Genomic DNA, 25653 nt, shown 5'->3' on the forward strand with positions numbered 1-25653 from the left:
CTCTTCAACTGCGCATCGCCGGCCTACAACAGGTTGCCGACAGAGACTCCGGCGTTGGCAGCCGCACTGCTGGCCGCGGCCGAACGCAGCGGCGCGCGCTACGTCAAYCTCAGCAACATCTACGGGTACGGCCCCGTCGTCGGGGCGATGACCGAGGACCTTCCCCTGTCGCCGACCACCATCAAGGGCCGGGTTCGGGCACAGATGTGGCAGGACGCCATCACCGCCCACGAGCAGGGGCGGATCCGTTTCGCCGAGGTACGACCCGGCGACTTCATCGGCCCCGGATCGGTGTCGATGTTCAACCTGATGGTCGCGCCGTCTGTTCTGGCCGGAGATCCCGTTCACATCCCAGCAGACCTGGACGCGGCGCACAGCTGGGCCTATCCCGGCGATGTGGCCCGCATGCTCGTCGCCGTCAGCAGAGACGACCAGRCCTGGGGGCRRGCCTGGCACGTRCCCCCCATCTCCGACGGCTCGGTACGCGAGATAGCGGTGCGGTTCGCCGATCTGACCGGYTCACCCGTCCCYCACCTGGTCAACATGTCACCRCTCGACCTGCACAACCTGGCCAGCTCCGATCCGATCATGGCGGAGGTTCCRGAGATGCAGTACCTCTACCAGCGGCCCTCCGTCCTGGACGCCACGCTGGCCACACGGACATTCGAYCTCAAGCCGACCCCCCTCGACGACGTCCTGATCGAAACCGCCAATGCCATGACAAGATCCGCGTAGCGAGTCGCGGCCGCGCCCGGTGACCGCCGCCACGGTCAGTCCAGCACGGAGAACACGAGTTCAGCTCGATCTCGGGCGGTGGCCATCCGCCACGCCCGGTCGGCGATCTCGTGCGGGTCGAGCGACACGGCGGCGAGTCGATGCTCATCCAGACCGGAGCCGGCCAGACCTTCCACTCGATGGCCAGCCATGGCCTCGAAGATGTCGCCGCCCCTGATGCCACCACCGATCACCAACGATCCGGCATAGACGCCGGTACCGGCCAGGGCCGCGTGCAGGGTGACGGCGTACGTCCGCAGCGCCGCAGCGGCCAGCGCCAGGTTGCCCAGTGGTGGCATCGGCCGCACGGCGCTGAGCCCGGTCGGAAGAAGGATCACCCCGCTGTCTCGCGCGATCATCCCGGGCAACACGGAGGCCACGGCATCGACGGCCCGCGGGACGACGGCGAGGGCACGCAGCGCGGACTCCCCGGTGATCTGGTCAATCGGGACCGGGAAGTCGCTGGGAGCCATGCCCGCGGGACCGAAGTACAGCACCTCGATCGGCCCGAGCCGTTCCACGACCCGGGCCAGCACCGCTGCCTGCTGCTCGGCGGCGAGGACGTCGGCCACCAGAGCGATCGCCGTCGTACCGTCGGCGGCCAGGTGCGCCAGGTACCTCTCATGACGAGTGTCCGACCGGGACACGATCGCGACCGGGTGGCCTGCCCGGCCGAATCTGCGCGCCATCGCGAGCCCGAGCCCCGGCCCGACGCCGAGCACCACCGCGGCTCCGCGTTCCGCTCGGGGATCCTTCACCCGTTCCGCCACCGACCGCTCCTTCCGCCGAGCATCCGCCGCCAACTTGAGGGTTCCCTCAAGTTGGCATGCAGAGTAGCAGAAGTTGAGGGAACCCTCAATTTAGGCGGGTATCGTGGCCGCATGGCTGAGGCTCGGGAGAGCAGGCGCCGGGACGCCACCCTGAATCGGGAGCGGCTGCTGGCAGCGGCCGGCGCCACCTTCGCCGAGTCCGGCGTCAACGCTCCACTGGACGCGATCGCGCGCCGGGCCGGGGTGAGCATCGGGACGCTCTACAACCACTTCCCGACCCGGGCAGCACTGCTGGACGCGATCTACCCCGAGCGGGTGGCCGCGCTGACGGAGGCGGCGCGGGCGTCCTCGGCCGAGGCGGACTCCTGGCGGGCGTTCCGTGGATTTCTGATCCAGATCTTCGAGCTGCAGTCCACCGATCGCGGGCTGAACGACGCGATGACGCAGCGGTATCCCAACACGCCGGCACTGAGTGCCGCCTGCGAACGCGGATTCGCCGACGTCGCCGGGCTGCTCGACCGCGCCCGGGCCGAGGGGACACTCCGCGACGATTTCGGCATGGCGGATCTCGCGCTCCTGATCTGGGCGACCTCTCGAATGATCATGGCGACCGTCGACGTCGCGCCCGACGCCTGGCGGCGCTACCTCGACCTCCAACTGGACGGGCTGCGCTCCGCGGCAGCGCACCCGCTGCCCGTTCCACCGATGACCGCCGAACAGGTCGCGGCCGCGATGCGGGGCGGTCAGTGAGAGGCACCACCGGCACGCACGCCGGCGGGCCTCGGACCGCGGCCGGTGTCGCGATCAGTCGAGCTCGTCATCCCTCCTCTCCACGTTTCGAGAAAACAAACTCCAGATCGTGGGGAGAAAGCGCGATGGTCGCCTTCACGCGCGGCGACGAGTGATCATACAGGTCGAAGTCCCATTGGCCGAGCATCATGGCGACGCAGTACGTCGCCTCGATGGTGGCCACATTCTCGCCAAGACATCTGTATCCACCGTACCCGAAGGGCATGAATGCCGCGGACGTCACCTCGGACCTGTTCGGCTCCAGCCACCGGTCGGGATCGAACTCATCGGCATGACTGAACAGACGCTCATCGCGCTGCTGGCCGTAGTGCGAGTACAGGACGGTCGCCCCGGCCGGGATGCCGTAGCCTCCCAGTGTCGTGTCGACGGAGGCCTGCCTGGAAAGAAGATATGACGACGGATACATCCGCAGCGCCTCGAACAGGACCCGCTTTATGCCACCCAGGTCCGAGCGCCCGATCTCGATCTTGTCCCAGCCACGGCGACCGCTCAGTGCATCGACCTCGGCCCGACACGCGGAAAATACGCGAGGATGCCGCGCCAGTTCATAGCACATCCAACTGATTGTGTTCGCGGTGGTCTCCGTCGAGGCGAGCAGGATCGCCATCGTCTGGTCACGGACCTCGGTCCGCGTGAAACTCCTCCCAGTCTCCGGATCGATGGTACCGATCAGCACGTCGAGCAGATCCTCGTCCTTCACCTCGGAGCGAAGCTTGCGGTCGATCACGGAGTACACATACCGGTCGAGGTCGGCCAGCAGGCGCCGGAAACTCCGATTGGAACTGGTCGGCAGATGCCGGTAGAGGCCAGTCACGTCGACAGCCTGTATCCCGGCGTTCTCGCCGAAGACCGGAACGGCCTCCCTGACAAGGTCCAGGATCTCCCGTGGGCATTCCTCGCCGAACAGCGTCGAAGCCACGATGTCGCAGCCGACACTCATCGACGGACCCATCAGGTCGAATGGCGTGTTCTCCGGAATGTCAGCGACGAACCTGGAGATGATCTTGCGCATCACCGGCAGGTGGAGGGCGAGCCGCCGCTGGGTGAACGACGGGAGCATCATGCGACGCTGCCGCCGGTGCAGATCACCGGAGGTGGTGATGACACCGTTCCCGAACATGTTCCGCATCTTCTTGAAGTGCACGCCCCGAACAAACGTGTCGGCGTCACTGAGGAGAATCTGGACGAGCAGCTCGTGGTCGTTCACGAAGTACGCGGTCTCCGGGCCGATCTTGACTCTGCAGACGGCACCAGCGGTTCGCGCCGCACTGATGAAATCGAGTCGCGACCGAAGGAGGAGGGGCAGGTGCCCGAGGACCGGCACGGCGCCGGGCGCCAGGCGCGGAATCTTCTCAGCGGTCGTAGTAGCCATCGGTTTCTCGATTCCTCTCGGGTGGAGGTCGGATCAGCCGACAGACCGCCGCTGACCGGTTCTGGTCTCCGCGGTGCGGAAGATGTCGGCGGAGAGAGTGACGGTGGAGTCCATGCCCAGGTCCTCGAGATAGCCAGTGCCGGCCAGGGGCGCGGTGTGCGCTTCGTGGTCGGCGTAGCGGAGGGATTCCTTGTGGACATAGAGAATTCCGTGGATCATCAGCTCCATGCAGTGCACGTGGCGGTCAAGCTGAGCGACGTCATGGGAGGTGAGGCCGAGTTCCCCGCACAGCGAAGGCAACTGCTCTTTGGCCTGCAGGAAACGTGCGACCTCCTCCTTGCTGATCGCCTCGATCCTGGCCAGTGCCTGCTGTTCGGTGAGACCCTCCTGCTCCAGGGCCAGGATGGTGTTGACCTCAAGCTGGCGGCGGTCCTTGGGCAGGGAGAAGAAATCGTTCTGGTAGATGGCGAGGTCTCCGACGATGCGCCGCATCTCCTGCAGTTGCGGCGTCGCGATCAGCGAGCCTGGAACCTCGGAGTTCTCGGCCACCTCGATCAGGTCGACAAGTGGTTCCATCGCGACCGCGCCCCGACGTAGCTCAAGGGCCTGACGGTAGCCGAGAGGAGAGCCGTCCATACGGAAGGCGGTCTCACGCAGAAGGCTGACAAGAAACTGCTGGTTATGGTTACGAAATCGCGCCATCCACATCCTGGAGCGGCGTAACGCCAGTTGCTGCAGGATATCGGTCAAGGCGCGCTCGGCAGAGTGACTGTGGGTGTCCTTCTCGCCGTACAGGGTCGCAATCATGCCTTCGGTGACCCTGGCCGCAAGGTCCAGGCGGGCGCCGAGCGGGCCGTTGAACTGGTCGTCGTAAAGGAATCCCCACGCGTTCCATTTGGTGATCACGTCGAGGTCCTCGCCGCGTGCCGTGGGCACACAGTTACCGAGCATGCGACCGATGTTCCACTGGCAGAGCCGCTCCATGGCGAACTCGGAGGTGACCAGTCCCATCTCACGGGCCCAGCGCGCACACTCGGCGGTGGCGGATGCGTGATCGGGGCTGAGTCCGTGCGGAAAGGGAAAATCGAAATTGATGATGGTCTTGACCGCGGCGGCCACGTCAATCAATCTCCTCTGGCTGACATTTCACGGCGGCGTTTCTGCCTGCGGGCCCTCAGGGACACCACACGGCGGGGAAATGTGACCGGTGAGCTGGCGAGGCCGGCGACCTGGCCGCTCCCACGCGGGGTTCGGACGTGTCGCACCTCCAGGTCACTCCTCTGTTCAGGTCACTCCTCTGTTCGGCCGGGAACTCGAGAGGTGACGCGCATACGAAGCCGGTGTGGCCGCGGGGCGACGGCCCGGGCGGGGCGGACAGCACGACCGGGTTCGGAACGCAGGCGCCATCGGGTGGCTATGGTGGCCAGAGCCAAGGTCGCTTCGGTAATGCCGAAGGTGTCGCCGATGCATTTACGGGCGCCTCCACCGAACGGCAGGTAGGAGTGCGGGGGCGGGGTGGGCGCGAGCGGACTCCACCGGTCGGGGTCGAAGGTTTCAGGGTCCGGATAGAGGTCGGCGCGGTGGTGGATCACGTGGGGGCTGTAGACGACCGGGGTCCCGGCGGGCAGGACGTGCCCGCCGAGCCGGGTGTCGGTCGTGACCCGGCGGGTGATCATCTGGATCGGTGAGAACAGGCGAAGCGTCTCGGTGATGATCTGCTGGGTGTATTCCAGTTTCGGCACGTCGGGGTAGCAGGCAGGACGGCCGCTGAGGATCGTGTCCACCTCGTCGTGTAAGCGTTCTTCGGTCTGCGGGTGCTGAGCGACCAGATGTAGGGCCCAGGACAGCGTGGTGGCGGTGGTCTCGATCCCGCCGATGCTGATGGTGACGAGCATGTTGGTGACTTCGGCGTCGGTCAGGCCACGGCTGCCGTCCTCGAGGTCACGGGCGGCGAGCAGCGCGGACAGCAGGTCCCCGTGATCTGTACCGTCGGCGCGGCGTTCGGCGATCAGGGTGTCGATGGTGCGCCGCAGCCGGGTCCGGGCGCGCCAGAAACTGATGTTGCCCGAGGTGGGCAGCCGGTCCAGCGGCGGCGGCATGATCATCCGCCACAGGATTTTGTCGATGATGGTCCTGATGTCGTCGAGCATCTCGCCGTGTACCTGGGCGGAGAGCGTGCTGGAGAACAGCGTGGACATCGTCACCGTGGCGGTGATGTCCATCATCGCGGCCGGTACGTCCACGATCTGACCGTCGCGCCAGCGATCGGTGGCTTCGATGATCTGAGCGGTCATGACATCCGCGTAACCGGGAAGACGAGAGCGGTGGAAGGCTGGCTGCGCCAGTCGCCGCTGTCGGCGATGTTCGTGGTGCAGGCAGGTGACCAGGCCGTTTCCCGCGACCTCGCGGGCCCGGTCGAACAACGGTCCGCCTTTGTCGAAGGTCCGGTCATCGATCAGGACCGTGCGGGTCAGTTCGGGGTCGCACACCACCGCGGCCGTGACCGGGCCGAGCCGGACCCGCAGCACGTCGCCGTGTTCGTGAAGCGAGGACAGGAACGCCAGCGGATCGCAGGCCACCGTGATCAGGTGACCAAGCACAGGCCGCGCGCCCGGCGCCAACGGGATGGAATCGAGATCTTTCACCAACGCACCTCCGCGTTCATCTCCGTGGTCCCGTCAGTGGTCCCGGCGGGTCATCAAGGCGGCCAGCGTTCGCAGGTCGTCTTCGGCATCCGAATCCGGTTCGGCCCGCGTCAGCGCGCTCAGGGCCGCCTCGGTCCGGCGCCGCGCCTCGGCGGCCGTCCAGTCCCGGCCGCCGGCCTGCTCGATCAGCCGGGTGGCGTGGGCGACGGCCTGCTGGTCCAGCGCCTCGTCCCGCCGGTACAACCAGGCCAGGTGCTCGCCCGCGACCGTGCCGGAGGCGAGGGCGGCCACGACCGGTAAGGACTTCTTGCGGGCGCGCAGGTCAGAGCCGACCGGTTTGCCGGTCACCTTCGGGTCGCCCCAGATCCCCAGGACGTCATCGATCAGCTGGAACGCCAGGCCCAGCTGCCGCCCGAACTCGCGGTAGCAGGCAGCGACACCGTCCTCAGCCCCGGCTGCCATGGCCCCGAGTTGACAGGCCGCCCCGAGCAGAGCGCCGGTCTTGCCCTCGGCCATCGCCAGGCACTCGGCCAGCGACACCTCGCCGCGTTTCTCGAACGCCAGATCGGCCGACTGGCCGGCGGCCAGGTCCTGCACGGCAGCGGTCAGCACCTCCACACTGCGGGAGCCTGCCGATCCTTCGGCCGCCATCACCTGCAGGGCGGCGGCGAGCAGCACGTCACCGACCAGGATCGCCCGCGGGGTGCCGAACACCGCCCAGGCGGCCGTCCGGTGCCGCCGGCTGAGGTCCTCGTCCATCACATCGTCGTGCAGCAACGAGAAGTCGTGCACAAGCTCCACCGCGACCGCCGCCGCCACCGCCGCACGGGCCGCCTCCGCCGGGTCCGCGAGCCGTCCGGCGGCGCGGGCGCTGGCAAGCGTCAGCGTAGGACGCACCGCCTTGCCCATGCAGTCGGCCGGTCGGCCGTGGGCGTCCCACCAGCCGATGTGGTAGCCCGCCACATGTCTGATCTCGGCCGGCAGCACCTCGATCACGGCCCGATGCGCCGGCTCCACGCGCGCCCGTGCCTCGGCGAGCAACTGTGCCGCGCTCCGGCGCGTTCGCGGGCCGCGAAGGAGCGCGGTGTGGATCGGTGCCTCGTTGGTCATAGCAGCTCCACTCCCGTGCAGCGGGCGGGGCAAGGTGGCCGTCCGCGCGTAAGGGCAGGGTCCGGCCGAACGATCTACCTACTTTTTCCAGGCACCGCTTCCTGCTCGTCGAGCAGGGTCAGATGGACGACCTGTCCGATGGTCGCGCAGGGCTCCGGCGTGAACGGGCAGGCCGCGCTTCGACGCGCGTCCACTCTCGCTCGGCGGCGAGTGTGTCCGGCGGCAACGCGCCGGTGCTCCGCCCAGGGACATCTCGCGGATGGATGACGGACGTGTTTCACCTGCAATGCGCTCCTCCCACTCCTCGAAACCGAGAAAGGAAAAGAGGCCGGCCTCGATCGACCGTCTTTCCCGGCAGGCCGCCGGGATACTTAGGGTGGTAGTCGGGATAGCCCTCGACGAACTGGAAGCGGAGATCCGTCTGCCGCCCGGCCCCTCGATGTCGCCGGTGGCGATCGACCCGCGTCTAGCCGCCGACAGCCACGCCCGGCCGGGTGCGACTGATTGAAGACCACGATCATCTCCGTGCGCTATATGAAACACGGCGTTCAATAACTGCTCAAGTTAGTTAGGCGCTCGCGGGGTGTCAAGCCCGGACGAACATGCAATCCAGCAGCACGCGCTGGACTTCTCGGGATCAGCTCCCGCGATATCCCGCCTGACCTGCGGTTTCGTTAGTTCGACGATCGCTTGCGTAACGCGCAAAATTTTTTGAGTGCGCGATCTGCGCTGATTCCACGGGTGACGTCGTCCCAGATCGGCTCACGGGTGGCCCGGCCAGCCGAGCTGATCGCCGGCTGCGCGACACCCGCCGCACCCGCCACGACGCGTGGGCCGACCGCGGCGTCGAGCTCAGGAAGATCGCGTAACACTCGCGCTCGGTGATCGACATCGCTCCGATCATGCTGCTCCTGATCATGGCGAGGGCCGCTCGCCGCTGCCCTCGGCCGCCGCACATCGTCTGGGAGGTGGGGCTGGGGGCTGAGGGGCTCGGATCAGTCGACGGCCGCCCCGATCAGGTGATCACGCTCTACAGCTAGCTGCCAGACGCCAGACGCCGACACGAGCTCCGGCGAACGGACGCCTTCCGCGACATGCGCCGGGTGACCCAATCCGGGCCGGAGCGTCGCTGGTTACTACTCGGAGTGTCTCGATCTCGCTCCTGTGTGCATACCGTGACCAGGATGCGCCGTCCGACCAAGAAAATTAGTACTTGCGATTACCCTTAGTAGTTCGTTACGGTGTCCTGGCTCGCAGCAAGCGACGGGCCGTACGCCGAGTTCTGCCCTAGGCCCGTCGTCCCCTCCTAGCGATCAGCAGGGCAGAAGCGGGGGAACCACGTTCCTCCGGACGGCCACCCGCGCACGGGCGGCCGTCCTCGGGGTGAAGTCGACCGCGCCGCAGATGCGGCAAAGGCCGACCGGGCTTCCCGGCCCGAACCCGACAGCTAACCTCGCAGGCGTACGGGAAGGATCGTCGTGTACGCACGCATGTCTGGATCACCCAGGCGGGCCTTTCACCCGTCCCTCGGGCAGCCGCCGCGGCCGCACAGTGCCCGCATCCCGGGGTTGACGCAGGAAATCTAGACCCACCAGGTCCGGAATACTTTTACGCCGACAGAACGCCGGCGCACTGAGCCATGCTTCCCTCGCCGGGCGAATCGTTGCCGTAACTTTTTGATCCGTGTACGGATCAATTCCCCATCCGGACATTCAGAAGCTCTGTTCTTCATAGCAGAAACGAGATTCTTAGATGTCGCATGGAAAGCACCGCAGGTCCAGCCGTCCGAACACCTCCGGACGGGGACCCGGGCGAGGCCGCGCCGCCGTGGTCACCGCGGCGAGCGTCATCGGCGCGTCGGCGGGACTGATGTTCACCGCGGGCCCGGCGAGCGCGGCCACCGTCTCCGACGTCACCATCGCGCAGGCGGCGCAGAACGCGGGCCTGCCGTCCTGCCGCGGGATTCCGCTGAGCACCTGGGTCGCGGTGGCGCTGGCCGAGTCGGGCGGCAACACAACGGCCCACGCGACGGTCGGTGAGGACTCCCGCGGCCTCTGGCAGATCAACATGCGCGCGCACTCGAGCTGGGTCGGTAGCCGCAACCTCTACGACCCGAACGTCAACGCCTGGGCCGCACGGCAGGTATGCGCCAGCCAGGGCATCGGTGCCTGGAGCGCCTACAAGAACGGCATGCACGTGAAGTACCTGGCCCGTGGCGCCGCGGCGGCGGCCGCGGTGGGCAGCGGCACCGGCGCCCGGACGATCTCGGCCGTCACGCCGGCCGCACCGGCCGCGACGGCACCGGCGCCCGCCAGCTCGGGCTACATGCGGCTCGGGGTCGAGGGCGTCCGCTGGGACGTGGCGCTGGTGCAGAAGCGGCTCGCCGCCATCGGCTACCCGATCACCATCGACGGCCGGTTCGGTCCGCAGACCAACCACATGGTCGTCGACTTCCAGAAGAAGAACGGCCTCGTCCCGGACGGCGTCGTGGGCCCGCTCACCCACGACAGGCTGTTCGCCTGATCCAGGGGCGGCGCGCGGCCGTCGAGCCGTCCACGTCGCGGCCCGGGCACGCCGGTGCCGGGCCGCGACGGGGCGGCGACCGGGCGGCGTGGCCAAGCCCGTGGCCGGGCGGGGGTGGCGCGCCCGACACGGCCGACCTGCCGCTTCAGTGGACCGCCGGGCCGGATCCGGGCAGGCTCGGAGTTCTGGCCCGCCAGGCAGGACGCGACCAGGGCCGCCCGTCCACGAGGCAGGAGCGATTTTTGTGCTGACCAGGATCGACCATGTCGGAATCGCCGTGGCCTCGCTGGAGGAGGCCATCCCTCGTTACGAGGCGGCGTTCGGCCTGAAGGTCGCGCATCAGGAGACGAACGAGGCGCAGGGCGTGCGCGAGGCGATGCTGCTGGTGCACCACGGCGACACGGGCGGCTCCTACGTCCAGCTACTCGAGCCGGTGCGCCCGGACACCCCGGTCGGGAAGTTCCTGGCGAAGAAGGGCCCCGGCATCCACCACATCGCCTACGGCGTGGCGGACATCGACGCGGCGCTGGCGGCGCTCACCGTCACCGGGTTCGACCTGGTCAACAAGACGCCGGTGCACGGGACATCCGGAAGCCGGATCGCGTTCATGCACCCGAAGGGCCTCGGCGGGGTGCTCACCGAGCTGGTCGAGGCGGCCGAGGGCCACTGACCTCCGGCGTGACCAGCGCGGCCGGGCCCGGGGGCTGACCCGGGCCCGGCCGCGGCGGCGGTCCCACCCGCCGGCGGTCCCACCGGCACTGCGTCGCTGGTCAGCGGCGGCTCTCAGCGGCGGTCCACTTGCTGGTCGGGATCGGGTCGAGCGGCACGACCGACGTGCCGTCCCAGCGGAACCGCACGCTCGCCGCGCCCGCGCTCGGGCAGCACATCGGGTCCGCCGGGCGGTACAGGTCGTACTGCAGCGCCACCACCTCGCTGGTCGACCACACCCACCGCACGCCCGCGCTCGCGACGGCGTCCGTCCCGACGAACCGGCCGCGGTGGAAGAAGAAGGCCTGCTGCGGATGGCCGTCCACCGAGGTGGACAGCCGCCCGACGATCACGCTGAGATCGTGGGTGGGCTCGTAGCCGTCCGTGGTGATCGGTGTGTAACCACGGCCGCGGACAAGGCCCGACGCCTCCGCCAGGCTCAACGAACCGGCCACGGCGGCCGAGCTGCCAGGGCCTGACGGGCTGGCCACGGCACCTGAGCTGGCCACAGCACCCGGGCTGCGCGCGGCGCCCGGTGTGGCGGCCGGGGGTGACTGCACCGCGGTCGGCGCGGCGGACACCGCAGACGCCGCCCCGCTCAAGATGACCGCGGCGGCCAGTACGGAGATGAACACGACTCGACGCATGGCGACCGCCCCCTTGGGCCTCGTATCTGCCGACCGGCCGACCGTAGGCGCACTTCGGGCTCGCCGCCCGCTCAGGGAGTGGAATGCGCGGTTTCGGAGCAGGTCACCCGGGGGGTACGGGAGCGGGCGATCAGGTACGGGCGAGGAGCATCAGGATCATTCCACCCGACATGATCAGTCGGGATCCGCGCGGGACGACCGGTTCCGGAAAGATCCGGATCAGCCGGGCGGCCAGCTCACGGACGCGCGGGCGCGGCGGCGGCGGCGCGGCGAACCGGCGCGCCGACGGGCCGGCCAGCGCCGCCAGGCACGCCCCGCCGAAGATGACGACACACCAGGCGCCGATCGCCCCGTCGGTGCGCAGCGGCCAGCCGGCGACGCAGGCCGCCCCGGACATGCACGCCATCGCCGCCGCCTCCACGACGAGCAGCGCACAGCAGGACCACATGCCCGGCGCACTGCACCGGGGATGGGTGACGAGCCCGACGAGCAGCGCCGCCGTCAACGCCAGGTACAGCGCGAGGAACGGCCAGGAGCCGACGAGCCGGGCGGGGCCGGTGAACATGACCGCCATCCCGGCCGCGACCAGCACGTGCCCGCCCTCGATCCAGCCGTCCGCGGCGGACGCGTGCGTACGCGGCCCGTCCGCCGCCACCGGGCGGCGGAACAGGGCGCGCATCCGCCACAAGTGGATCATTGCGACGATGATTGAGGCCACGCCGGCGGCTACGGCCAGCGGACCGGCCAGCGGAACCAGGTCCGCGGCCACCGGGTGGCGGTGGGTCACCCCCCAGCGGCGAGCTCGGCGGCCACCAGCGAGCTGATGCGACCCGCCCGGGCCTCGTCGACGATGACTTCCAGCTGTTCGATGCTCATCTGGATCCGCTGGCCGAAGTCGTCGGTGAGGACGACCCGGCGGTCGGCCGCGGCGTGGTGGTCGATGTAGAGCTCCGGGCAGCCACAGCTGCACTTCCCACAGAACGTGATGACGCGATTCAGGGCGTCCGACCCGCTCATGGCACCTCGCACGACGACGATAAGATCATCTGAGTGTAAGCGGTCGGGCCCGCAGAGCCGACCGAATCCGCCCACCGTGGCGCCGGCCTCAGCCGTGGCGGGTGGGTTCAGCCGTGGCGCGCGGCGTCCGCCCAGGCCAGGACGGCGAGCACCCGGCGGTTCTCGGTGGGCTCCGGCCGCAGCCCCAGCTTGGTGAAGATACTCGCGATGTGGGATTCGACCGTCTTCGGGCTCAGGTGCACCCGCTGGGCGATCCCGCTGTTCGACAGGCCCTGGGCCATCAGCTCGAGGATGCGGCGCTCGCGCTCCGACAGCCCGCTCAGGCGCTGCGACTGCGGGTAGCCGGCGAGCAGCCGCGCGGCGATGTGCGAGTCGATGACCGGCTGCCCCTCGCGGAGCCGCTCGAGGGCGTCCTTCAACGCCTGCCGGTTGGTGATGTTGTCCTTGCGCATATACCCGATGCCGGCGGCGCCACCGGCGAACAGGTCCGCGGCGAACGGGTCGTCGTCGTGCGCGGTGACCACCAGGACGCCCATCCCCGGGTGCGCCTGCCGCAGCGCGCGGGCCGTCAGCAGCCCCTCGTTGGTCCTGGTCGGGGGCATCCGCATGTCCACGATCGCGACGTCGGGCGGGGCGTCCCGCACGACGGCGAGCAGCTCCGTCCCGGTCGGCACGGAGGCGGTGACCTCCACCCCGATGGTCGCGAGCAGAACGCTGAGCGCCTCCCGGATGAGCCCACTGTCCTCGGCGATCGCAACACGCACACCGGATCTTCTCACGTCCCCCAGACGGCCCGGTCACGCACCGGGATAACCCGGGGCCGTTCCGGGGGACATCCGGTAGGAACCCCGCGTTCGCTCGGGTACACCTGACGGATGCCGGTCGGCTCCGGGCGTTCCGCGACGGCGCGGCTCGCCGCCTCGACGACGGCCACGACGCTGCTCGTGGCCGCGGCGACCGTTGCCGCCGGGTGGCCGTACTGGGAGCGCCACCGGCTGGCCGCCGTCCCGAACGTGGCGGTGGCGGTGGCGCTGGTCGTCGCCGGCATGCTGCTGCGCGGCGACCCGTCGTCACGCCGGTGTGGGGAGCTGCTGGCCCTCGGCGGCCTGTGCTGCCCGCTGACCTGGCTGATGAGCTGGGACGTCGGCCCGCTGCCGCTGATCGCCGTCCTCGGCCAGTCCGTCTACTGGGTGGCCTACGCCTGGGGGCTGCTGCTCTACCCGGGGAACACCCTGCGCGGCCGGGCCGACCGGTGGTGGGTCACATCCGCGGCGGTGATCCTGCTGGGCGGGCAGGTGCTGACGGTCGTCATCTCCCGGCCGTCCTGGAACGGCTTCACCGACGGTGTGCTGTGGCCCGCGCCGCTGCTCGTCGGCCGGGCCCGTTTCGAGGCGGCGCTGGACGTCCTGCTCGTCCTCTACGTCCTGGTGCCCGTGACGTTCGTGCTGCTGGCGGTCGCCAGGATCCGGGCGGCGCGGGGCCTGGAGCGGGTCGTCGCAGGTCCGGTGCTGCTCTCGGCGGGCTTCGTGGCGCTCGTCACCGCGGTGACCTACCCGGGCCTGATGGCCGAACCCGAGCTGGGCCGCATCGAGGACGCGGTCGCGCTGCAGGGGGCCGCGTCGATCGTCACCCCCGTCGCGCTGCTCGCCGTCGGCGCCCACCGCCGGCTGCTGCTGGCGACGACCGCCGACCGGCTCGGCCGGGAGATCGGGTCGCCGACACCGGCGTCGGTGCGGGCAGCGCTGCGGGCCCTGCTGCGCGACGCCACCCTCGAGGTCTACTACCACCAGCCGGACACCTGCCACCAGCCGGACACGGAGGTGCTGGTGGATCTGCACGGCCAGGTGGTGGACCTCCCCCCGGAGGACCACCGGGGGGAACGGTCGGACCGGCCGGGCCCGGAACAGCGCTGGTACGTCCCAGTGCGGTCCGCGGCCGGCGCGCCGGTCGCGGTGCTGAGCATCGATCCCGTCCTGCGCTGCCACCGGCGGCAGGTGGCGGCGGCGCTGGCCGCGGCGGCCGCGGCGCTGGAGCAGGCGCGGGCGCAGAGCGGCCTGCGCGCGCAGCTCGTCCGCCTGGGTGAGGAACGCCGGCGGGCCGCGCGCACGCAGGCCCACGAGTGGGCGCTGGTCGGGCGGGAGCTGGACGACGGCGTCCGCCGGCGCCTGGCCGAGCTCGCCGCGGCGGCGGGGGACGTCGCCCGGACGGTGTCGGAACCGGCCACCGCGCGGGCCCTGGCGGAAATCGGCGAGGGGCTGCGCGCGGCGCACGGCGAGCTCGCCGACATCGCCCGGGAGGCCCATCCCGCCGTCCTGGAGCGGGACGGCCTGCTCCCGGCGTTGGAGAGTCTCGCCGCGGGGCTGGGGCTGGGCGGCCCGAGCCTGCTGCAGGTGCCCACCGGCCGCTTCGACACGACGGCCGAGCGGGCGATGTACGCGGCGCTCGCCGCCGCGCTGCGCGCCATCGCGGCCGCCGACGCGGTTCCACCGCCGGACACGGCCGCGGGGATGCCGGAGCCGGCCGCGGCGGGACCGGTGGTGTCAGAGCTGGCGGTGGGGCCGGGCGTGTCAGGGCTGGCGGCGGGACCGGGCGTGTCAGGGCTGGCGGCGGGACCAGCCGCGGCGGGGCCGACGGCGGGCAGGAGAGAGTGGGGGGCCGCCCGGGTCGAGGTGCGCGCCGAGGGCGCGATGCTCGTCGGCGAGGTCACCTGCGCGGTGCCGGTGGCCGGCGGGGTGCGCGCCGCCGCCGACCACGCCCGGGCGCTGGGCGGTTGGGTCGCCGTACGCGGTGCCGCCGGCGGCGCCACCACGACCCGGGTGACGGTCCCGTGCGGGTAGCGATCGCCGACGACAGCCCGCACTTCCGCGAGGGCCTGCGGGCGCTGCTGACCAGCCTCGGCGTGGACGTCGTCGCCGTGGTGGAACGCGGCGCCGACCTGGTCTCGGTGGTGATGGCCACACCCGCCACCGCCCCGGTGGACGTCGCCCTGGTCGACATGCGGATGCCGCCCACCGGCACCGACGAGGGGCTGCGCACCGCGCGGCGGATCAAGGCGTTCCGCCCGGACGTGGCGGTGCTGGTGTTCTCCGCCGACGACGAGGCCCCCTACGCCGCCGAGCTGCTCGGCGGGGCGCTGCCGGGAACCGGCTACGCACTCAAGTCCAACATCACCCAGCGCGACGTCCTGCGCTCGACGCTGAGCCGGCTGGTGCGGGGCGAGATCGTCGTCGACGGCGACGTCGCCCGCCGGCTGGTGACCCGGCCGGAACGCGCGCCGGACCTGCTCCGGCTGGACGAGCGGGAGCGCGCGGCACTGGTACTCGCGCTGCGCGGGCAGCCGGTCGAGGTGGGTGTGCTGGCGGGTCTGCGGGCGAAGCTGGGGCTGCCGGCCGTCCCCGGCGTCAGCTGCCAGCTGCTCGCCTGGCTGCTCGCGCCGGCCGACGGCCCTGGCCCTGGCCCGACGGATCGCGCCGGCCCGCGTCTGGACGCCCCGCCCCGTGACCCCCCACAGCGTGACGGAGCCGGATGAGCCACCGCAGCACCGCGGACGTCCCCGGGGCAGGGTTGAACCTGGTCGCGTTGACCCAGGGCAGGCCCACCCGGCGGGTGGCCACCGAGCGCGGCCGGGCGAACTCCCGCAGGCCGGCGGCGCCGTGGACCCGGCCGAACCCGCTGTCGCCGCTCCCGCCGAACGGCAGCGCCGGGATCGCCGCGAACGACAGCACCGCGTTGACCGAGACCATCCCGGCGTCGAGACGCGCGGCGATCTCCTCGCCGTGGGCCCGGGAGAACACGGTCGCGCCGAGGCCGTAGGCGGTGCCGTTCGCCAGGGCGACGGCCTCGTCGACGTCGGCGACGGTGCGCACGGTCATCATCGGCCCGAAGGTCTCCTCGCGCACGGCCGCGCTGTCCTCGGGGACGTCCACGAGCACGATCGGGTCGATGTACGGCACGCGCACCGACTCCGGGCCGCCGAGCAGCGCCGTCCCGCCGCGGGCGAGCGCGTCGTCGAGGTGGCGGCGGACGACCTCGCTCTGGCGGGGCAGTGTCATCGGGCCGTAGTCGGCGCCGGCGTCCGACCCGGGCCGGATGTCGGCGAGGACGCGGCGCAGCTGGGCGAGGAATGCGTCCCGGACACCGGCGACGACGTAGACGCGCTCCACCCCGGCGCAGGTCTGGCCGGCGTTCGACGTCGCCCCCCAGGCCACCGCGCGTGCCGCGGCGGCCAGGTCGGCGTCCTCCGCGACGATCGCCGCGTCCTTGCCGCCGCACTCGACGACGACGGGGGTCAGCGTCTCGGCGCAGGTGGCCATGACCCGCCGCGCCGTCGACGCCGAGCCGGTGAAGGCGATCTTGTCGACGCCGGCCGCGCACAGCGCCGCCCCGGTCTCGGCGAGCCCGGTCACCGCGGTGAACACGCCGGGGGGCAGGTCCGGGTTCGCGGCGGCGAACGCCTCGGCCAGGTACACGCCGACGGTGGGCGTGAGCTCGCTGGGCTTGAACACGACGGTGTTGCCCGCGGCCAGCGCGTAGGCGATGGACCCCATCGGCGTCAGGACCGGGTAGTTCCACGGGCCGATCACGCCGACCACGCCGTAGGGCAGGTGGTCGATGCGGGCCTTGTGGTTGGCCAGCACGAGCCCGGTGCGGACCCGGCGGGCGCGCAGGACCCGGTGCGCGTTGCGCGCCGCCCAGCGCAGCTGCTCGCAGGCCAGGAGGAGCTCGAGCCGGCCGTCGATCTCCGGTTTCCCGTTCTCCAGGTGTATGAGCTCGATCAGGTCGCGGTCGTGGGCGGCGAGCCAGGCGTCCCAGCGCAGCAGGGCGGCGCGGCGGCCCGCGAAGCCCGCGGCCCGCCACTGTCCCGCGGCGGCCCGGGCCGACCGCACGCTCGCCGCCACGTCGTCGGCGGACATCGCCAGGTAGGTCCCGATGACCTCGTCCGTCGCCGGATTGCGTGTCTCGAACTTCGCCATCGCGACCACCGTCCCGTCCCGTCTCCTCGCCCGCCTGACGCCCGCCTGACGCGGCCGGCTGTCAGCTACTTGCCCTGGAAGACCGGTGCGCGCTTCTCGGTCCGGGCGCGGCGGCCCTCCTGCGCGTCCTCGCTGGTCCAGCATGCCTGGTAGGCGGCCATCACCTCACCGGGACGCACCGCCTCGGGGTCGGCGGCCGCGTTGAACGCGCGCTTGGAGTAGGCGAGGGTCAGCGGGGCGAGGCCGGCGATCTCCCGGGCCCAGGCGAGGGCGGTGTCGAGCCCGCCGACGCGCTGGACCAGTCCCAGCTCGAAGGCCCGGCGCGCCGGGACGCTCTCGCAGCCCAGCACGATGGCGCGGGCCGCGCCGCCGCCGGCCAGCTCGGCCAGCCGGCGCAGCGTCCACGGGTCCACCGACAGGCCGAGCCGCGCCGTCGGCACCGCGAACGAGGCCTCCTCGACGGCGACACGCAGGTCCGCGGCGAGCGCGAGCTGCAGCCCTGCGCCGATGGCCGGGCCGTTGATGGCGGCGATCACCGGGACGGGCGCGCCGGTGAGCGCGTGCAGCGCCCCGTAGAGCGCGTCGGTGAAGGCCTCGCCGTAGACCTGGTCGAGATCCGCGCCGGCGCAGAAGCTCGTCCCGGAGCCGGTGAGGACCACGGCACGGACACCGGCGTCCAGCGCCCGGCCGATGCCGGCGCGCAGGCCGAGGCAGTGCTCGGTGTCCAGCGCGTTGCGGCGCTCGGGCCGGTCGATCCGCACCACGGCGATCTGGGGGTCGCCGGGGCGCTCGCCAGTGCGCGCGGTGCTCTGATCGGCGTTCGGCTGGTCGGGCTGGGGGCTCTCACCGGCCGCGGGCCGGGGGTCGGACACGCCGCGAAGCTCAACGTCTATCACGGCGTCAACCCTCCCAGATCTCACCCCGCTGCTCCCGAAGTAGCGCGGAGCCACCCACCAGCACATGATCCACCAGGGTCCGCGGGGCCGGGTCGGGCAGGGCCAGGCACTCCCGGCGCAGCGTGGCCGCGGCTTCCTCCGCCTCCGCCCGCACACCCTCGAACCAGGCCGGGTCGTGCGTGTGGCCGAGCAGCAGCGCGACCCGGTCGATCGGGTCGCGCGCCCGCCACGCCGCGACCTCGGCGGCCTCCTGGTACCTGCTGGCGTCGTCGGACGTCGTGTGCGGCGCCATCCGGTAGGTGTTCGCCTCGATCAGGACGGGGCCCTGACCCGAGCGGGCGTGCTCCAGGGCCCAGGTGGTCACCGCATGCACCGCCAGCACGTCGTTGCCGTCCACCCGCACGCCCGGAAAGCCGAAGCCCGCCGCGCGGCGTGCCAGCGGCACGGGTGACTGGCGCGCGCTGGGTGTGGAGATCGCCCACTGGTTGTTCTGGCAGAAGAACACCACCGGCGCGCCGAAGCTCGCGGCCCAGACGAACGCCTCGTTCGCGTCGCCCTGGCTCATCGCGCCGTCACCGAGGTAGACCATCACCACCTGGCCGGCTGCGCCGTCGAGGCGGACGCCCAGGCCGTAGCCCACCGCGTGCAGGGTCTGCGACGCCAGCACGAGCACGTAGTTGGCCACGTTGTACGCCTCGGGATCCCAGCCGCCGTGCGTGACGCCCCGCAGCAGGCGCAGCACCTCGACCGGGGGGATGCCGCGGTGCCAGACCACGGCATGCTCGCGATAGCTGGGGAAGAGGAAGTCCCCCGGCTCGGCGGCGGCCGCCGAGCCCACCTGGGCGGCCTCCTGGCCCCGCAGCGGAATCCACAGGACCAGCTCGCCCTGGCGTTGCAGCGCTGTGGCCTCCTCGTCGAGGCGGCGCGCCCGCACCATCTCCCGGTAGAACGACTCCGTCTGCCGGGAGTCAGCACGCACAGTGAAACGCGGGTCGTCGACGAGAGTGCCGTCCGGCGCAAGCAGCCGAACACCCGTGTCGAACGGAGCGCCGTTCTCACTGCGTTCCGCCATCAACGTCATCCGTATTATTCCTGTCTGGTCGACGACACAGTTTGCGATGCCTGCGAGGAGGGGACACCCGAGGGGTAGTCATCACCCGACCCAGGGGGGCCGTCCGTCGTGTTTCAAATTGTTTGGATAGTGCTGGCAGGTCTCGTCATCGGTCTTCTCGCACGACTTATCATGCGCGGGCGGCAGGATATCCCAATCTGGCTCACCGTGGTCGTCGGTATAGTCGGCGCCCTGGTCGGAAACGTGATCGCCAGCGCAATCGGCGTGCGTAACACGTCGGGCATCGACTGGATTCGGCACATTCTTCAGGTCGGCGTCGCCGTTGCCCTCGTCGCGCTCGTCGCGCCGTTGTGGGCGAACCGCCACCAGCGCCATCCGGTCGGCCGCTAGCCCACCGGCGGGTCGGTGGGCCCGCTCCTCTTCCAGGGAGCGGGCCCGGCGGAGGTGGGGCCCGACCAAGCAGCCGTGCCCGCTAGGCAGCCGTGCCCGCTAGACGTAGGCCTCGTCGACGTAGCACCAGCGCCAGTCCTCGCCCGGTTCGTACGAGCGGACGATGGGGTGCTCGTGAGTGTGCGCATGGGCACGGGCGTGCCGCGACGGAGAGGAGTCGCAGCACCCCACATTGCCACATGTGAGACACAGCCTGAGGTGCACCCATTGCGAACCGACCCGCAGACACTCTCCGCAGCCGTCCGGCGGGGTGGGCTCGACAGGTCGTACCAACGACAGATGCGGATCTTCGCCAGCGGCCATGAACCCATTCTCCATTGACCGAACACGGGCTGCCAAGCAGGCCACCATCCCGCCCCGAAATCTCAGTACGTCCTAAATTCTGGCGTGCGAAGAACCCGTGACCGTGGACACTGCCAACCGCGGCCACCGCCACCGGGCCGGAAAATGAATGGCCGCGGTTCTCAGAAGGCGGCGTGCCGCTCCACCGCGCTGAGCCAGGCCTGCGGGTGACTGGCCTGCGGGTTGTGATCGGCACCGGCGATCACCGCGAGCCGGGCACCCTCGATGGCGCCGGCCAGATCCCGCGCGGCACCGCGCAGCAGGACGTCCCGCTCGCCGACGATGACCGTCGTGGGGCAGCGGATCTCGCCCAGCCGGTCGATCATCGAGGGGTAGGCGTTGAGCTCGTGGCCGAAGGCGGCGAGGGCGGCGGGGTCGGCGTGGTCCCCATGCCCCAGCAGCGCGGTCGCGGCGGCGATGCCCTCCATGAGCGCGCCCATGCCCAGCCGGGACAGCAGATGATCACCCGCCGCCGGCGCCGCGGCGGTGTCCATCAGGATCAGCGACCGGACGGCCTCGGGGTGGGCCAGCGCGTACCGGAGCGCGATCACCCCGCCCATCGAATGCCCCAGCAGGTGCAGCGGCGCCAGCTCCAGCGTCGCGACGACGGTCTCGAGATCGCGGACGAGGTGGTCGAAGGTGTACTCCGGGCGGGCCGCCCGCCCGCTGGTTCCGTGGCCGCGGTGGTCGTAGGCCACGACCCGGCTCGACACGGCGCCGGCGAGCTCGCGGGACACCCCGGCCCAGTCCCTGGTGCTCCCACCGATGCCGTGCAGGAGCAGCAGCGGGGTGGATGAATGCGCCTGGCCCGTCCAGGTCTCGACGTGCAGCGCGAGGCCGCCGACGTCGACCCGGTGGCCGAGGTCCTTCTCCAGGACGGCGAAGACCAGGTCGTCGCGCAGCGGCACGCCGAACCGGGTGTCCCCGTAGGGGAAGGGCTCGTGGCGGTCCGTACGCCGGTAGCCGCGCCGCTCGTACCAGGCGATCAGCTCGGCGCGCAGCGAGATGACGTACAGCTCCATCCGGGCCGCCGCCCACTCGTCGCGGGCGAGTGTCTCCGCGGCGGTGAGCAGACGGTCCCCGATCCCCCGCCCCTGGATGTCCGGCTGGACGGCAAACATGCCGAAGTAGGCGCCGTCCGGGCGCCGCTGGAGCTGGCAGCAGCCGACCGGCTCCCCGGCCGGGCCGAGCGCGAGGAGCATCCGGATGTCGGGCTCGGCGAGCGCGGCGGCAAGCATCTCCGGGTCGGTGCGCTGACCGCCCAGCAGGTCGGCCTCGGTGGTCCAGCCAACCCGGCTGTGCTCGCCCCGGTACGCGGACTCGATCAGCTCGACAAGCGCGGCGACGTCGCCCGGCCCGGCGGCGCGCAGGGTCAGCTCCGCGCGATCCCCGACGGGGTGATCCGCATCAGTGGCCATCAGGCGGCCGMGCCGAGCAGCTCGGCGGCGAGGCGGGGCAGGACGGCGCCCAGTGGCGAGTCGACGGTGAACTCCGCCCGCGCGTCGCCGCGGGTCGGGCCCTGGTTCACGATCCCGACCGGGATGCCGAGCTCTCCCGCCCGCAGTACGAACCGGTAGCCCGACATAACGACCAGCGACGAACCGAGCACGAGCAGCCCGCGGGCGTTCTCGACCAGCGCGACCGCGGACGCCAGCCGCGCCGGCGGCACCGTGGCGCCGAAGAAGACCACGTCGGGCTCCAGGTCGCCCCCGCAGCCGGCGCACCCCACTACGACGAAACCGTCGATCGCCTCGTCGGGGAGGGTGACGTCGCCGTCCGGGTTGACCTCGGCGCCGAGCGGCGACGCGGCGGCCACCCCGGCGGCGAAGCCCGGGTTCACCGCGCGCAGGCGGCGGTCGAGCTCGGCCCGCGCACTGAGCGCCCCGCAGACCCGGCAGCGGACCCGGGCGAGCTCGCCGTGCAGGTCGATGACCCGGAGCGACCCGGCGGCCTGGTGCAGCCCGTCGACATTCTGGGTGATGACGCCGTCGAGCAGGCCCGCGGCCTCCAGTTCCGCCAGAGCGCGGTGCCCGGTGTTGGGGCGCGCCCCGGCGACGTGGCGCCAGCCGAGGTGGCTGCGCGCCCAGTACCGGCGCCGGGCCGCCTGGTCCCGGTTGAACTGCTGGTAGGTCATCGGCGTGTGCCGGCGCAGCGAGCCGTTCGGCCCCCGATAGTCAGGGATTCCCGAGTCGGTCGACATCCCCGCTCCGGTGAGCACCGCGACGCCACCGCCGGCGACAAGATCACGCAACCGGGCGAAGACCATGCCTCGAGGGTATGGCCCGCCGCCCGGACGAGGCGGGCGGGTGCCGGTGAGGCGCCCCGCGGCGCCCGGTGGTGCCGCCCACACCGCAGACGTACCGTTATCTCATGAACACGCGCTGCAAGGACCCTGCTGAGGTATCTGGTCCGAGCGCCCCGCCCTGCCACCCTGCCGGCGAGCTGACCGATCTGGCCGCCGGCCACCCGGCCGCCGCGACGACGGGCTCCTGCGTGACCTGTTCCGACGGCGTGATCGAGATGGAGATCGTCCGCCTGGAGGAGGGCGGGCTGGCCCTGGCGCGGGCGTCGGCGGGCGTCGAGGAGATCAGCATCGCGCTTGTGCAGGCGCAGGCCGGCGACACCGTCCTGGTGCACGCCGGGGAGGCGATCGCCGTCGTGTGAATGACCGGTGAACGACCGGAAGGGGTGGGAGAACCGTGTCCACAGTCGAGGATCCGATCCATATTCTCTGGATCAACGCCGGACTCAGCTGCGACGGGGACTCGGTCGCGCTCACCGCAGCCACCCAGCCCAGCATCGAGGACATCGTTCTGGGCACCCTGCCGGGTCTGCCGAAGGTGAGCGTCCACTGGCCGCTCATCGATTTCGAGTCCGGGCCGGAGCAGGGCGCCGACACCTTCATCGACTGGTTCCGCAGGGCCGACCACGGCGAGCTCGATCCGTTCGTCCTGGTCGTCGAGGGGTCCATTCCGAACGAGGACCTGATCACGAACGGCGGCTACTGGAGCGGTTTCGGGAACGACCCGGTGACCCGCCAGCCGGTGACGACCAGCACCTGGCTCGACCGGCTCGCACCGAAGGCACTGGCGATCCTCGCCGCGGGAACGTGCGCCACCTACGGCGGCATCCACGCGATGGCCGGGAATCCGACCGGGGCGATGGGGGTGYCCGACTATCTCGGCTGGGACTGGAAGTCGAAGGCGCAGATCCCCATCGTGTGCGTTCCGGGCTGCCCCGTCCAGCCGGACAACCTGTCGGAGACGATCACCTACCTGCTCTACCAGGCGAGCGGGCAGGCGCCGATGATCCCCCTCGACGACCAACTCCGCCCGCGCTGGCTGTTCGGCGCCACCGTGCACCAGGGCTGCGACCGGGCCGGGTACTACGAGGAAGGTCAGTTCACCACGGAGTACGGCACCCCGCAGTGCCTGGTGAAGATCGGCTGCTGGGGCCCGGTGGTGAAGTGCAACGTCCCCAAGCGCGGCTGGATCAACGGGGTGGGCGGCTGCCCGAACGTCGGCGGGATCTGCATCGCATGCACGATGCCGGGCTTCCCGGACCGTTTCATGCCGTTCATGGACGAGCCGCCCGGCGCCCACGTCTCGACCACCGCGAGCGGCCTGTACGGCGCGGTCATCCGCAGACTGCGCGCCATCACGATGCGTAAGGCGGACGTCGAACCGCACTGGCGGCGCCGGGACGTCCACGCAGGCCAGGACGACGATCGCGCGCGGGAGAAGGTGCTGACATGACGACCACCTCGGCGCACACGGCAACCGATGCCCGGGACGCCCACCTGCTGGAGATGTCGTGGGACCCGATCACCCGCATCGTCGGGAGCCTCGGCATCTACACGAAGATCGACTGGCCGGCGCGCAGGGTGGTCGAGTGCCACAGCACGTCGTCCATCTTCCGCGGCTACAGCATCTTCATGAAGGACAAGGACCCCCGCGACGCCCATTTCATCACCAGCCGGATCTGCGGCATCTGCGGTGACAACCACGCCACCTGCTCGGTGTACGCGCAGAACATGGCGTACGGCGTGAAGCCGCCGCCGCTCGCCGAATGGATCATCAATCTGGGCGAGGCCGCCGAGTACATGTTCGATCACTGCATCTACCAGGAGAACCTGGTGGGGGTCGACTACTGCGAGAAGATGGTCGGCGAGACCAATCCTGAGGTACTCGAGCTGGCCCGGGCCACCGAGTCGCCGCACGCCGACGAGCACGGGTACCGGACCATCGGCGACATCATGCACGCCCTCAACCCGATCGAGGGCGAGTTCTACCGCGAGGCGCTGGGGATGAGCCGGCTCACCCGCGAGATGTTCTGCCTGATGGAGGGACGGCACGTCCATCCATCCACGCTCTACCCGGGTGGCGTGGGCACGGTGGCCTCCGTCCAGCTGTTCACGGACTACCTCACCCGGCTGATGCGCTACATCGAGTTCCTCAAGCGCGTCGTCCCGATGCACGACGATCTCTTCGACTTCTTCTACAAGGCGCTGCCCGGCTACGAGGAGGTCGGCCGGCGGCGGATCCTGCTCGGCTGCTGGGGGGCGTTCAACGAGCCGGAGCGGTGCGACTTCACCTACCGGAACATGGCCGACTGGGGCCGGAGCATGTTCGTCACCCCGGGGGTGATCGTCGACGGCAACCTGGTCACGAACAACCTCGTCGACATCAACCTCGGCATCCGCGTCCTGCTGGGCAGTTCGTACTACGACGACTGGGACGACCAGCCGCTGTTCGTCACCCACGACCCGCTGGGGAACCCGGTCGACCGGCGGCACCCGTGGAACCAGACCACCATCCCCCACCCGAGCCGGCGCGACTTCGACGACAAGTACTCGTGGGTGATGTCGCCGCGCTGGTTCGACGGCATCGACCACCTGCCTCTCGACACCGGCGGCGGCCCGATCGCCCGGCTGTGGAGCACGGCGCTGTCCGGGCTGGTCGACATCGGCCACGTCCGCGCGACCGGGCACAGCGTGCGGATCACGCTGCCGAGGTCGGCGACGGTCGGCGAGCGGACCTACGAGTGGACGATCCCCCGCTGGAGCAACACCCTGGAGCGCAACCGCGCCCGCACCTACTTCCAGGCGTACGCGGCGGCCTGCGCGCTGTACTTCGCCGAGCAGGCGCTGGCCGAGGTCCGGGCGGGCCACTCGAAGACATGGGAGTCCTTCGACGTCCCCGACGAGGCCGTGAGCTGCGGGTTCACCGAGGCCGTCCGCGGGGTGCTGTCGCACCACATGATCATCCGGGACGGCCGGATCGCGAACTACCACCCGTACCCGCCGACGCCGTGGAACGCCAGCGTGCGCGACGTGTTCGGCACGCCCGGCCCGTACGAGGACGCGGTGCAGAACACCCCGATCTTCGAGCAGAACCCGCCGGAGTCGTTCAAGGGGATAGACATCATGCGCACTGTCCGCAGCTTCGACCCGTGCCTGCCCTGCGGGGTGCACATGCACACCGGCGCCGGGCGCACGCTGGACGTCGTCCACACCCCGCACGCCTTCACCCCCGCCGGGTGATC

24 protein-coding genes, 1 pseudogene and 1 riboswitch are annotated in these 25653 nt (G+C 70.9%); of the genes and pseudogenes, 10 read left to right on the forward strand and 15 right to left on the reverse strand.

Features of this window, described 5'->3' with window-relative positions; genetic code table 11:
• Positions 1-735: NAD-dependent epimerase/dehydratase family protein (locus tag BBK14_RS18980; protein WP_071064406.1), on the forward strand; the 735-nt coding region annotated here is incomplete at its 5' end.
• A 35-nt stretch (positions 736-770) separates the two neighbouring features.
• On the opposite strand, the gene BBK14_RS18985 is transcribed toward BBK14_RS18980, so the two are convergent.
• Positions 771-1544, reverse strand: coding sequence for an SDR family NAD(P)-dependent oxidoreductase (locus BBK14_RS18985; protein ID WP_241831658.1), 774 nt, complete (start codon positions 1542-1544; stop codon positions 771-773).
• Positions 1545-1655: 111 nt separating this feature from the next.
• Between BBK14_RS18985 and BBK14_RS18990 the strand changes: the two genes are divergently transcribed.
• Entirely contained in the window at positions 1656-2294 is a 639-nt protein-coding gene (locus BBK14_RS18990; protein ID WP_071064408.1) for a TetR/AcrR family transcriptional regulator, read from the forward strand.
• A 67-nt stretch (positions 2295-2361) separates the two neighbouring features.
• Here the strand turns inward: BBK14_RS18990 and BBK14_RS18995 are convergent, their stop codons facing one another.
• The 4 genes from BBK14_RS18995 to BBK14_RS19010 form a co-directional block, all read right to left on the reverse strand.
• A complete protein-coding gene (locus BBK14_RS18995) occupies positions 2362-3726 on the reverse strand; it encodes a cytochrome P450 (RefSeq protein WP_071064410.1) in 1365 nt (454 codons plus the stop codon).
• A 33-nt stretch (positions 3727-3759) separates the two neighbouring features.
• Positions 3760-4845, reverse strand: coding sequence for a terpene synthase family protein (locus BBK14_RS19000; protein WP_071064412.1), 1086 nt, complete (start codon positions 4843-4845; stop codon positions 3760-3762).
• Positions 4846-5015: 170 nt separating this feature from the next.
• On the reverse strand, positions 5016-6371 hold the full coding sequence (locus BBK14_RS19005; protein WP_071064414.1) for a cytochrome P450: 1356 nt from the start codon (positions 6369-6371) through the stop codon (positions 5016-5018).
• A 33-nt stretch (positions 6372-6404) separates the two neighbouring features.
• Positions 6405-7481, reverse strand: coding sequence for a polyprenyl synthetase family protein (locus BBK14_RS19010; protein WP_071064416.1), 1077 nt, complete (start codon positions 7479-7481; stop codon positions 6405-6407).
• A gap of 1310 nt (positions 7482-8791) precedes the next feature.
• A riboswitch (cyclic di-AMP (ydaO/yuaA leader) is annotated at positions 8792-8958 on the forward strand.
• Between the two features lie 275 nt (positions 8959-9233).
• Here BBK14_RS19010 and BBK14_RS19015 point away from each other — a divergent pair.
• The gene (locus BBK14_RS19015; RefSeq protein WP_071064418.1) at positions 9234-10004 is read left to right on the forward strand and encodes a peptidoglycan-binding protein; all 771 of its coding nucleotides are present in this window, start codon (positions 9234-9236) and stop codon (positions 10002-10004) included.
• Between the two features lie 244 nt (positions 10005-10248).
• Complete coding sequence (gene mce / locus BBK14_RS19020) at positions 10249-10674, forward strand: methylmalonyl-CoA epimerase (RefSeq protein ID WP_020460102.1); 426 nt, start codon at positions 10249-10251, stop codon at positions 10672-10674.
• 100 nt (positions 10675-10774) lie between these two features.
• On the opposite strand, the gene BBK14_RS19025 is transcribed toward mce, so the two are convergent.
• The 4 genes from BBK14_RS19025 to BBK14_RS19040 all read right to left on the reverse strand — a co-directional run bounded on the left by BBK14_RS19025 (position 10775) and on the right by BBK14_RS19040 (position 13140).
• A complete protein-coding gene (locus BBK14_RS19025; protein ID WP_071064420.1) occupies positions 10775-11359 on the reverse strand; it encodes an LppP/LprE family lipoprotein in 585 nt (194 codons plus the stop codon).
• A 130-nt stretch (positions 11360-11489) separates the two neighbouring features.
• Complete coding sequence (locus BBK14_RS19030) at positions 11490-12146, reverse strand: DUF5134 domain-containing protein (RefSeq protein WP_071064422.1); 657 nt, start codon at positions 12144-12146, stop codon at positions 11490-11492.
• A complete protein-coding gene (locus BBK14_RS38985) occupies positions 12143-12376 on the reverse strand; it encodes a hypothetical protein (RefSeq protein ID WP_041254064.1) in 234 nt (77 codons plus the stop codon). Before BBK14_RS38985 ends, BBK14_RS19030 begins: the two co-directional genes overlap by 4 nt.
• A 107-nt stretch (positions 12377-12483) precedes the next feature.
• Positions 12484-13140 (reverse strand): response regulator transcription factor, encoded by a 657-nt coding sequence (locus tag BBK14_RS19040; protein ID WP_020460099.1) that lies wholly within the window; start codon positions 13138-13140, stop codon positions 12484-12486.
• Positions 13141-13251: 111 nt separating this feature from the next.
• Between BBK14_RS19040 and BBK14_RS19045 the strand changes: the two genes are divergently transcribed.
• Entirely contained in the window at positions 13252-15213 is a 1962-nt protein-coding gene (locus BBK14_RS19045; RefSeq protein ID WP_071064424.1) for a hypothetical protein, read from the forward strand.
• Positions 15204-15440 (forward strand): annotated as a pseudogene (locus BBK14_RS40315) (response regulator transcription factor); the annotation flags it as partial. The gene BBK14_RS19045 and the pseudogene BBK14_RS40315, both read left to right, overlap by 10 nt.
• 337 nt (positions 15441-15777) lie before the next feature.
• Here BBK14_RS40315 and BBK14_RS19050 read toward each other — a convergent pair.
• The 3 genes from BBK14_RS19050 to BBK14_RS19060 all read right to left on the reverse strand — a co-directional run bounded on the left by BBK14_RS19050 (position 15778) and on the right by BBK14_RS19060 (position 19317).
• Positions 15778-17349 (reverse strand): aldehyde dehydrogenase family protein, encoded by a 1572-nt coding sequence (locus tag BBK14_RS19050; RefSeq protein WP_071064514.1) that lies wholly within the window; start codon positions 17347-17349, stop codon positions 15778-15780.
• 65 nt (positions 17350-17414) lie between these two features.
• Positions 17415-18245, reverse strand: a complete 831-nt coding sequence (locus BBK14_RS19055; protein WP_241831659.1) for an enoyl-CoA hydratase — start codon at positions 18243-18245, stop codon at positions 17415-17417.
• Positions 18246-18249: 4 nt separating this feature from the next.
• Entirely contained in the window at positions 18250-19317 is a 1068-nt protein-coding gene (locus BBK14_RS19060; RefSeq protein ID WP_235014584.1) for a thiamine pyrophosphate-dependent enzyme, read from the reverse strand.
• 108 nt (positions 19318-19425) lie between these two features.
• Here BBK14_RS19060 and BBK14_RS19065 point away from each other — a divergent pair, with 108 nt between their 5' ends.
• Complete coding sequence (locus tag BBK14_RS19065; RefSeq protein WP_083391076.1) at positions 19426-19707, forward strand: GlsB/YeaQ/YmgE family stress response membrane protein; 282 nt, start codon at positions 19426-19428, stop codon at positions 19705-19707.
• 99 nt (positions 19708-19806) lie between these two features.
• Here BBK14_RS19065 and BBK14_RS35555 read toward each other — a convergent pair whose 3' ends face one another.
• From BBK14_RS35555 to BBK14_RS19075, 3 genes are all read right to left on the reverse strand, one after another.
• Entirely contained in the window at positions 19807-20070 is a 264-nt protein-coding gene (locus BBK14_RS35555) for a UBP-type zinc finger domain-containing protein (RefSeq protein ID WP_083391079.1), read from the reverse strand.
• A gap of 161 nt (positions 20071-20231) precedes the next feature.
• Positions 20232-21527 carry an alpha/beta fold hydrolase gene (locus BBK14_RS19070; protein ID WP_071064431.1) on the reverse strand — a complete coding sequence of 432 codons (1296 nt, stop codon included), beginning with the start codon at positions 21525-21527 and terminating at the stop codon, positions 20232-20234.
• Positions 21527-22375, reverse strand: coding sequence for an NAD-dependent protein deacetylase (locus BBK14_RS19075; RefSeq protein ID WP_071064434.1), 849 nt, complete (start codon positions 22373-22375; stop codon positions 21527-21529). Before BBK14_RS19075 ends, BBK14_RS19070 begins: the two co-directional genes overlap by 1 nt.
• A 104-nt stretch (positions 22376-22479) precedes the next feature.
• Between BBK14_RS19075 and BBK14_RS19080 the strand changes: the two genes are divergently transcribed.
• Genes BBK14_RS19080 through BBK14_RS19090 form a run of 3 tightly spaced genes read left to right on the forward strand, consistent with a single transcriptional unit; the run spans position 22480 to position 25651 of the window.
• Positions 22480-22773, forward strand: coding sequence for a HypC/HybG/HupF family hydrogenase formation chaperone (locus BBK14_RS19080; protein WP_071064436.1), 294 nt, complete (start codon positions 22480-22482; stop codon positions 22771-22773).
• Between the two features lie 35 nt (positions 22774-22808).
• Positions 22809-23864, forward strand: a complete 1056-nt coding sequence (locus BBK14_RS19085; protein WP_071064438.1) for an NADH-quinone oxidoreductase subunit B family protein — start codon at positions 22809-22811, stop codon at positions 23862-23864.
• Positions 23861-25651 carry a nickel-dependent hydrogenase large subunit gene (locus tag BBK14_RS19090; RefSeq protein WP_071064440.1) on the forward strand — a complete coding sequence of 597 codons (1791 nt, stop codon included), beginning with the start codon at positions 23861-23863 and terminating at the stop codon, positions 25649-25651. The genes BBK14_RS19085 and BBK14_RS19090 overlap by 4 nt, the downstream gene beginning before the upstream one ends.
• The last annotated feature ends 2 nt before the right edge of the window (positions 25652-25653 follow it).

The sequence above is a fragment of the Parafrankia soli genome, assembly GCF_001854695.1.
Classification (GTDB): domain Bacteria; phylum Actinomycetota; class Actinomycetes; order Frankiales; family Frankiaceae; genus Parafrankia; species Parafrankia soli.

Bases quoted from the DNA above. Each gene is read 5' to 3' on its own strand.
- BBK14_RS19025 (WP_071064420.1), bottom strand. From the start codon at position 11,359: ATGCGTCGAGTCGTGTTCATCTCCGTACTGGCCGCCGCGGTCATCTTG.
- BBK14_RS18995 (WP_071064410.1), bottom strand. From the start codon at position 3,726: ATGGCTACTACGACCGCTGAGAAGATTCCGCGCCTGGCGCCCGGCGCC.
- BBK14_RS18990 (WP_071064408.1), top strand. From the start codon at position 1,656: ATGGCTGAGGCTCGGGAGAGCAGGCGCCGGGACGCCACCCTGAATCGG.
- BBK14_RS19010 (WP_071064416.1), bottom strand. From the start codon at position 7,481: ATGACCAACGAGGCACCGATCCACACCGCGCTCCTTCGCGGCCCGCGA.
- BBK14_RS19090 (WP_071064440.1), top strand. From the start codon at position 23,861: ATGACGACCACCTCGGCGCACACGGCAACCGATGCCCGGGACGCCCAC.
- BBK14_RS19050 (WP_071064514.1), bottom strand. From the start codon at position 17,349: ATGGCGAAGTTCGAGACACGCAATCCGGCGACGGACGAGGTCATCGGG.
- BBK14_RS38985 (WP_041254064.1), bottom strand. From the start codon at position 12,376: ATGAGCGGGTCGGACGCCCTGAATCGCGTCATCACGTTCTGTGGGAAG.
- BBK14_RS19060 (WP_235014584.1), bottom strand. From the start codon at position 19,317: ATGGCGGAACGCAGTGAGAACGGCGCTCCGTTCGACACGGGTGTTCGG.
- BBK14_RS19045 (WP_071064424.1), top strand. From the start codon at position 13,252: ATGCCGGTCGGCTCCGGGCGTTCCGCGACGGCGCGGCTCGCCGCCTCG.
- BBK14_RS35555 (WP_083391079.1), bottom strand. From the start codon at position 20,070: ATGGCCGCTGGCGAAGATCCGCATCTGTCGTTGGTACGACCTGTCGAG.
- BBK14_RS19015 (WP_071064418.1), top strand. From the start codon at position 9,234: ATGTCGCATGGAAAGCACCGCAGGTCCAGCCGTCCGAACACCTCCGGA.
- BBK14_RS19080 (WP_071064436.1), top strand. From the start codon at position 22,480: ATGAACACGCGCTGCAAGGACCCTGCTGAGGTATCTGGTCCGAGCGCC.
- BBK14_RS19070 (WP_071064431.1), bottom strand. From the start codon at position 21,527: ATGGCCACTGATGCGGATCACCCCGTCGGGGATCGCGCGGAGCTGACC.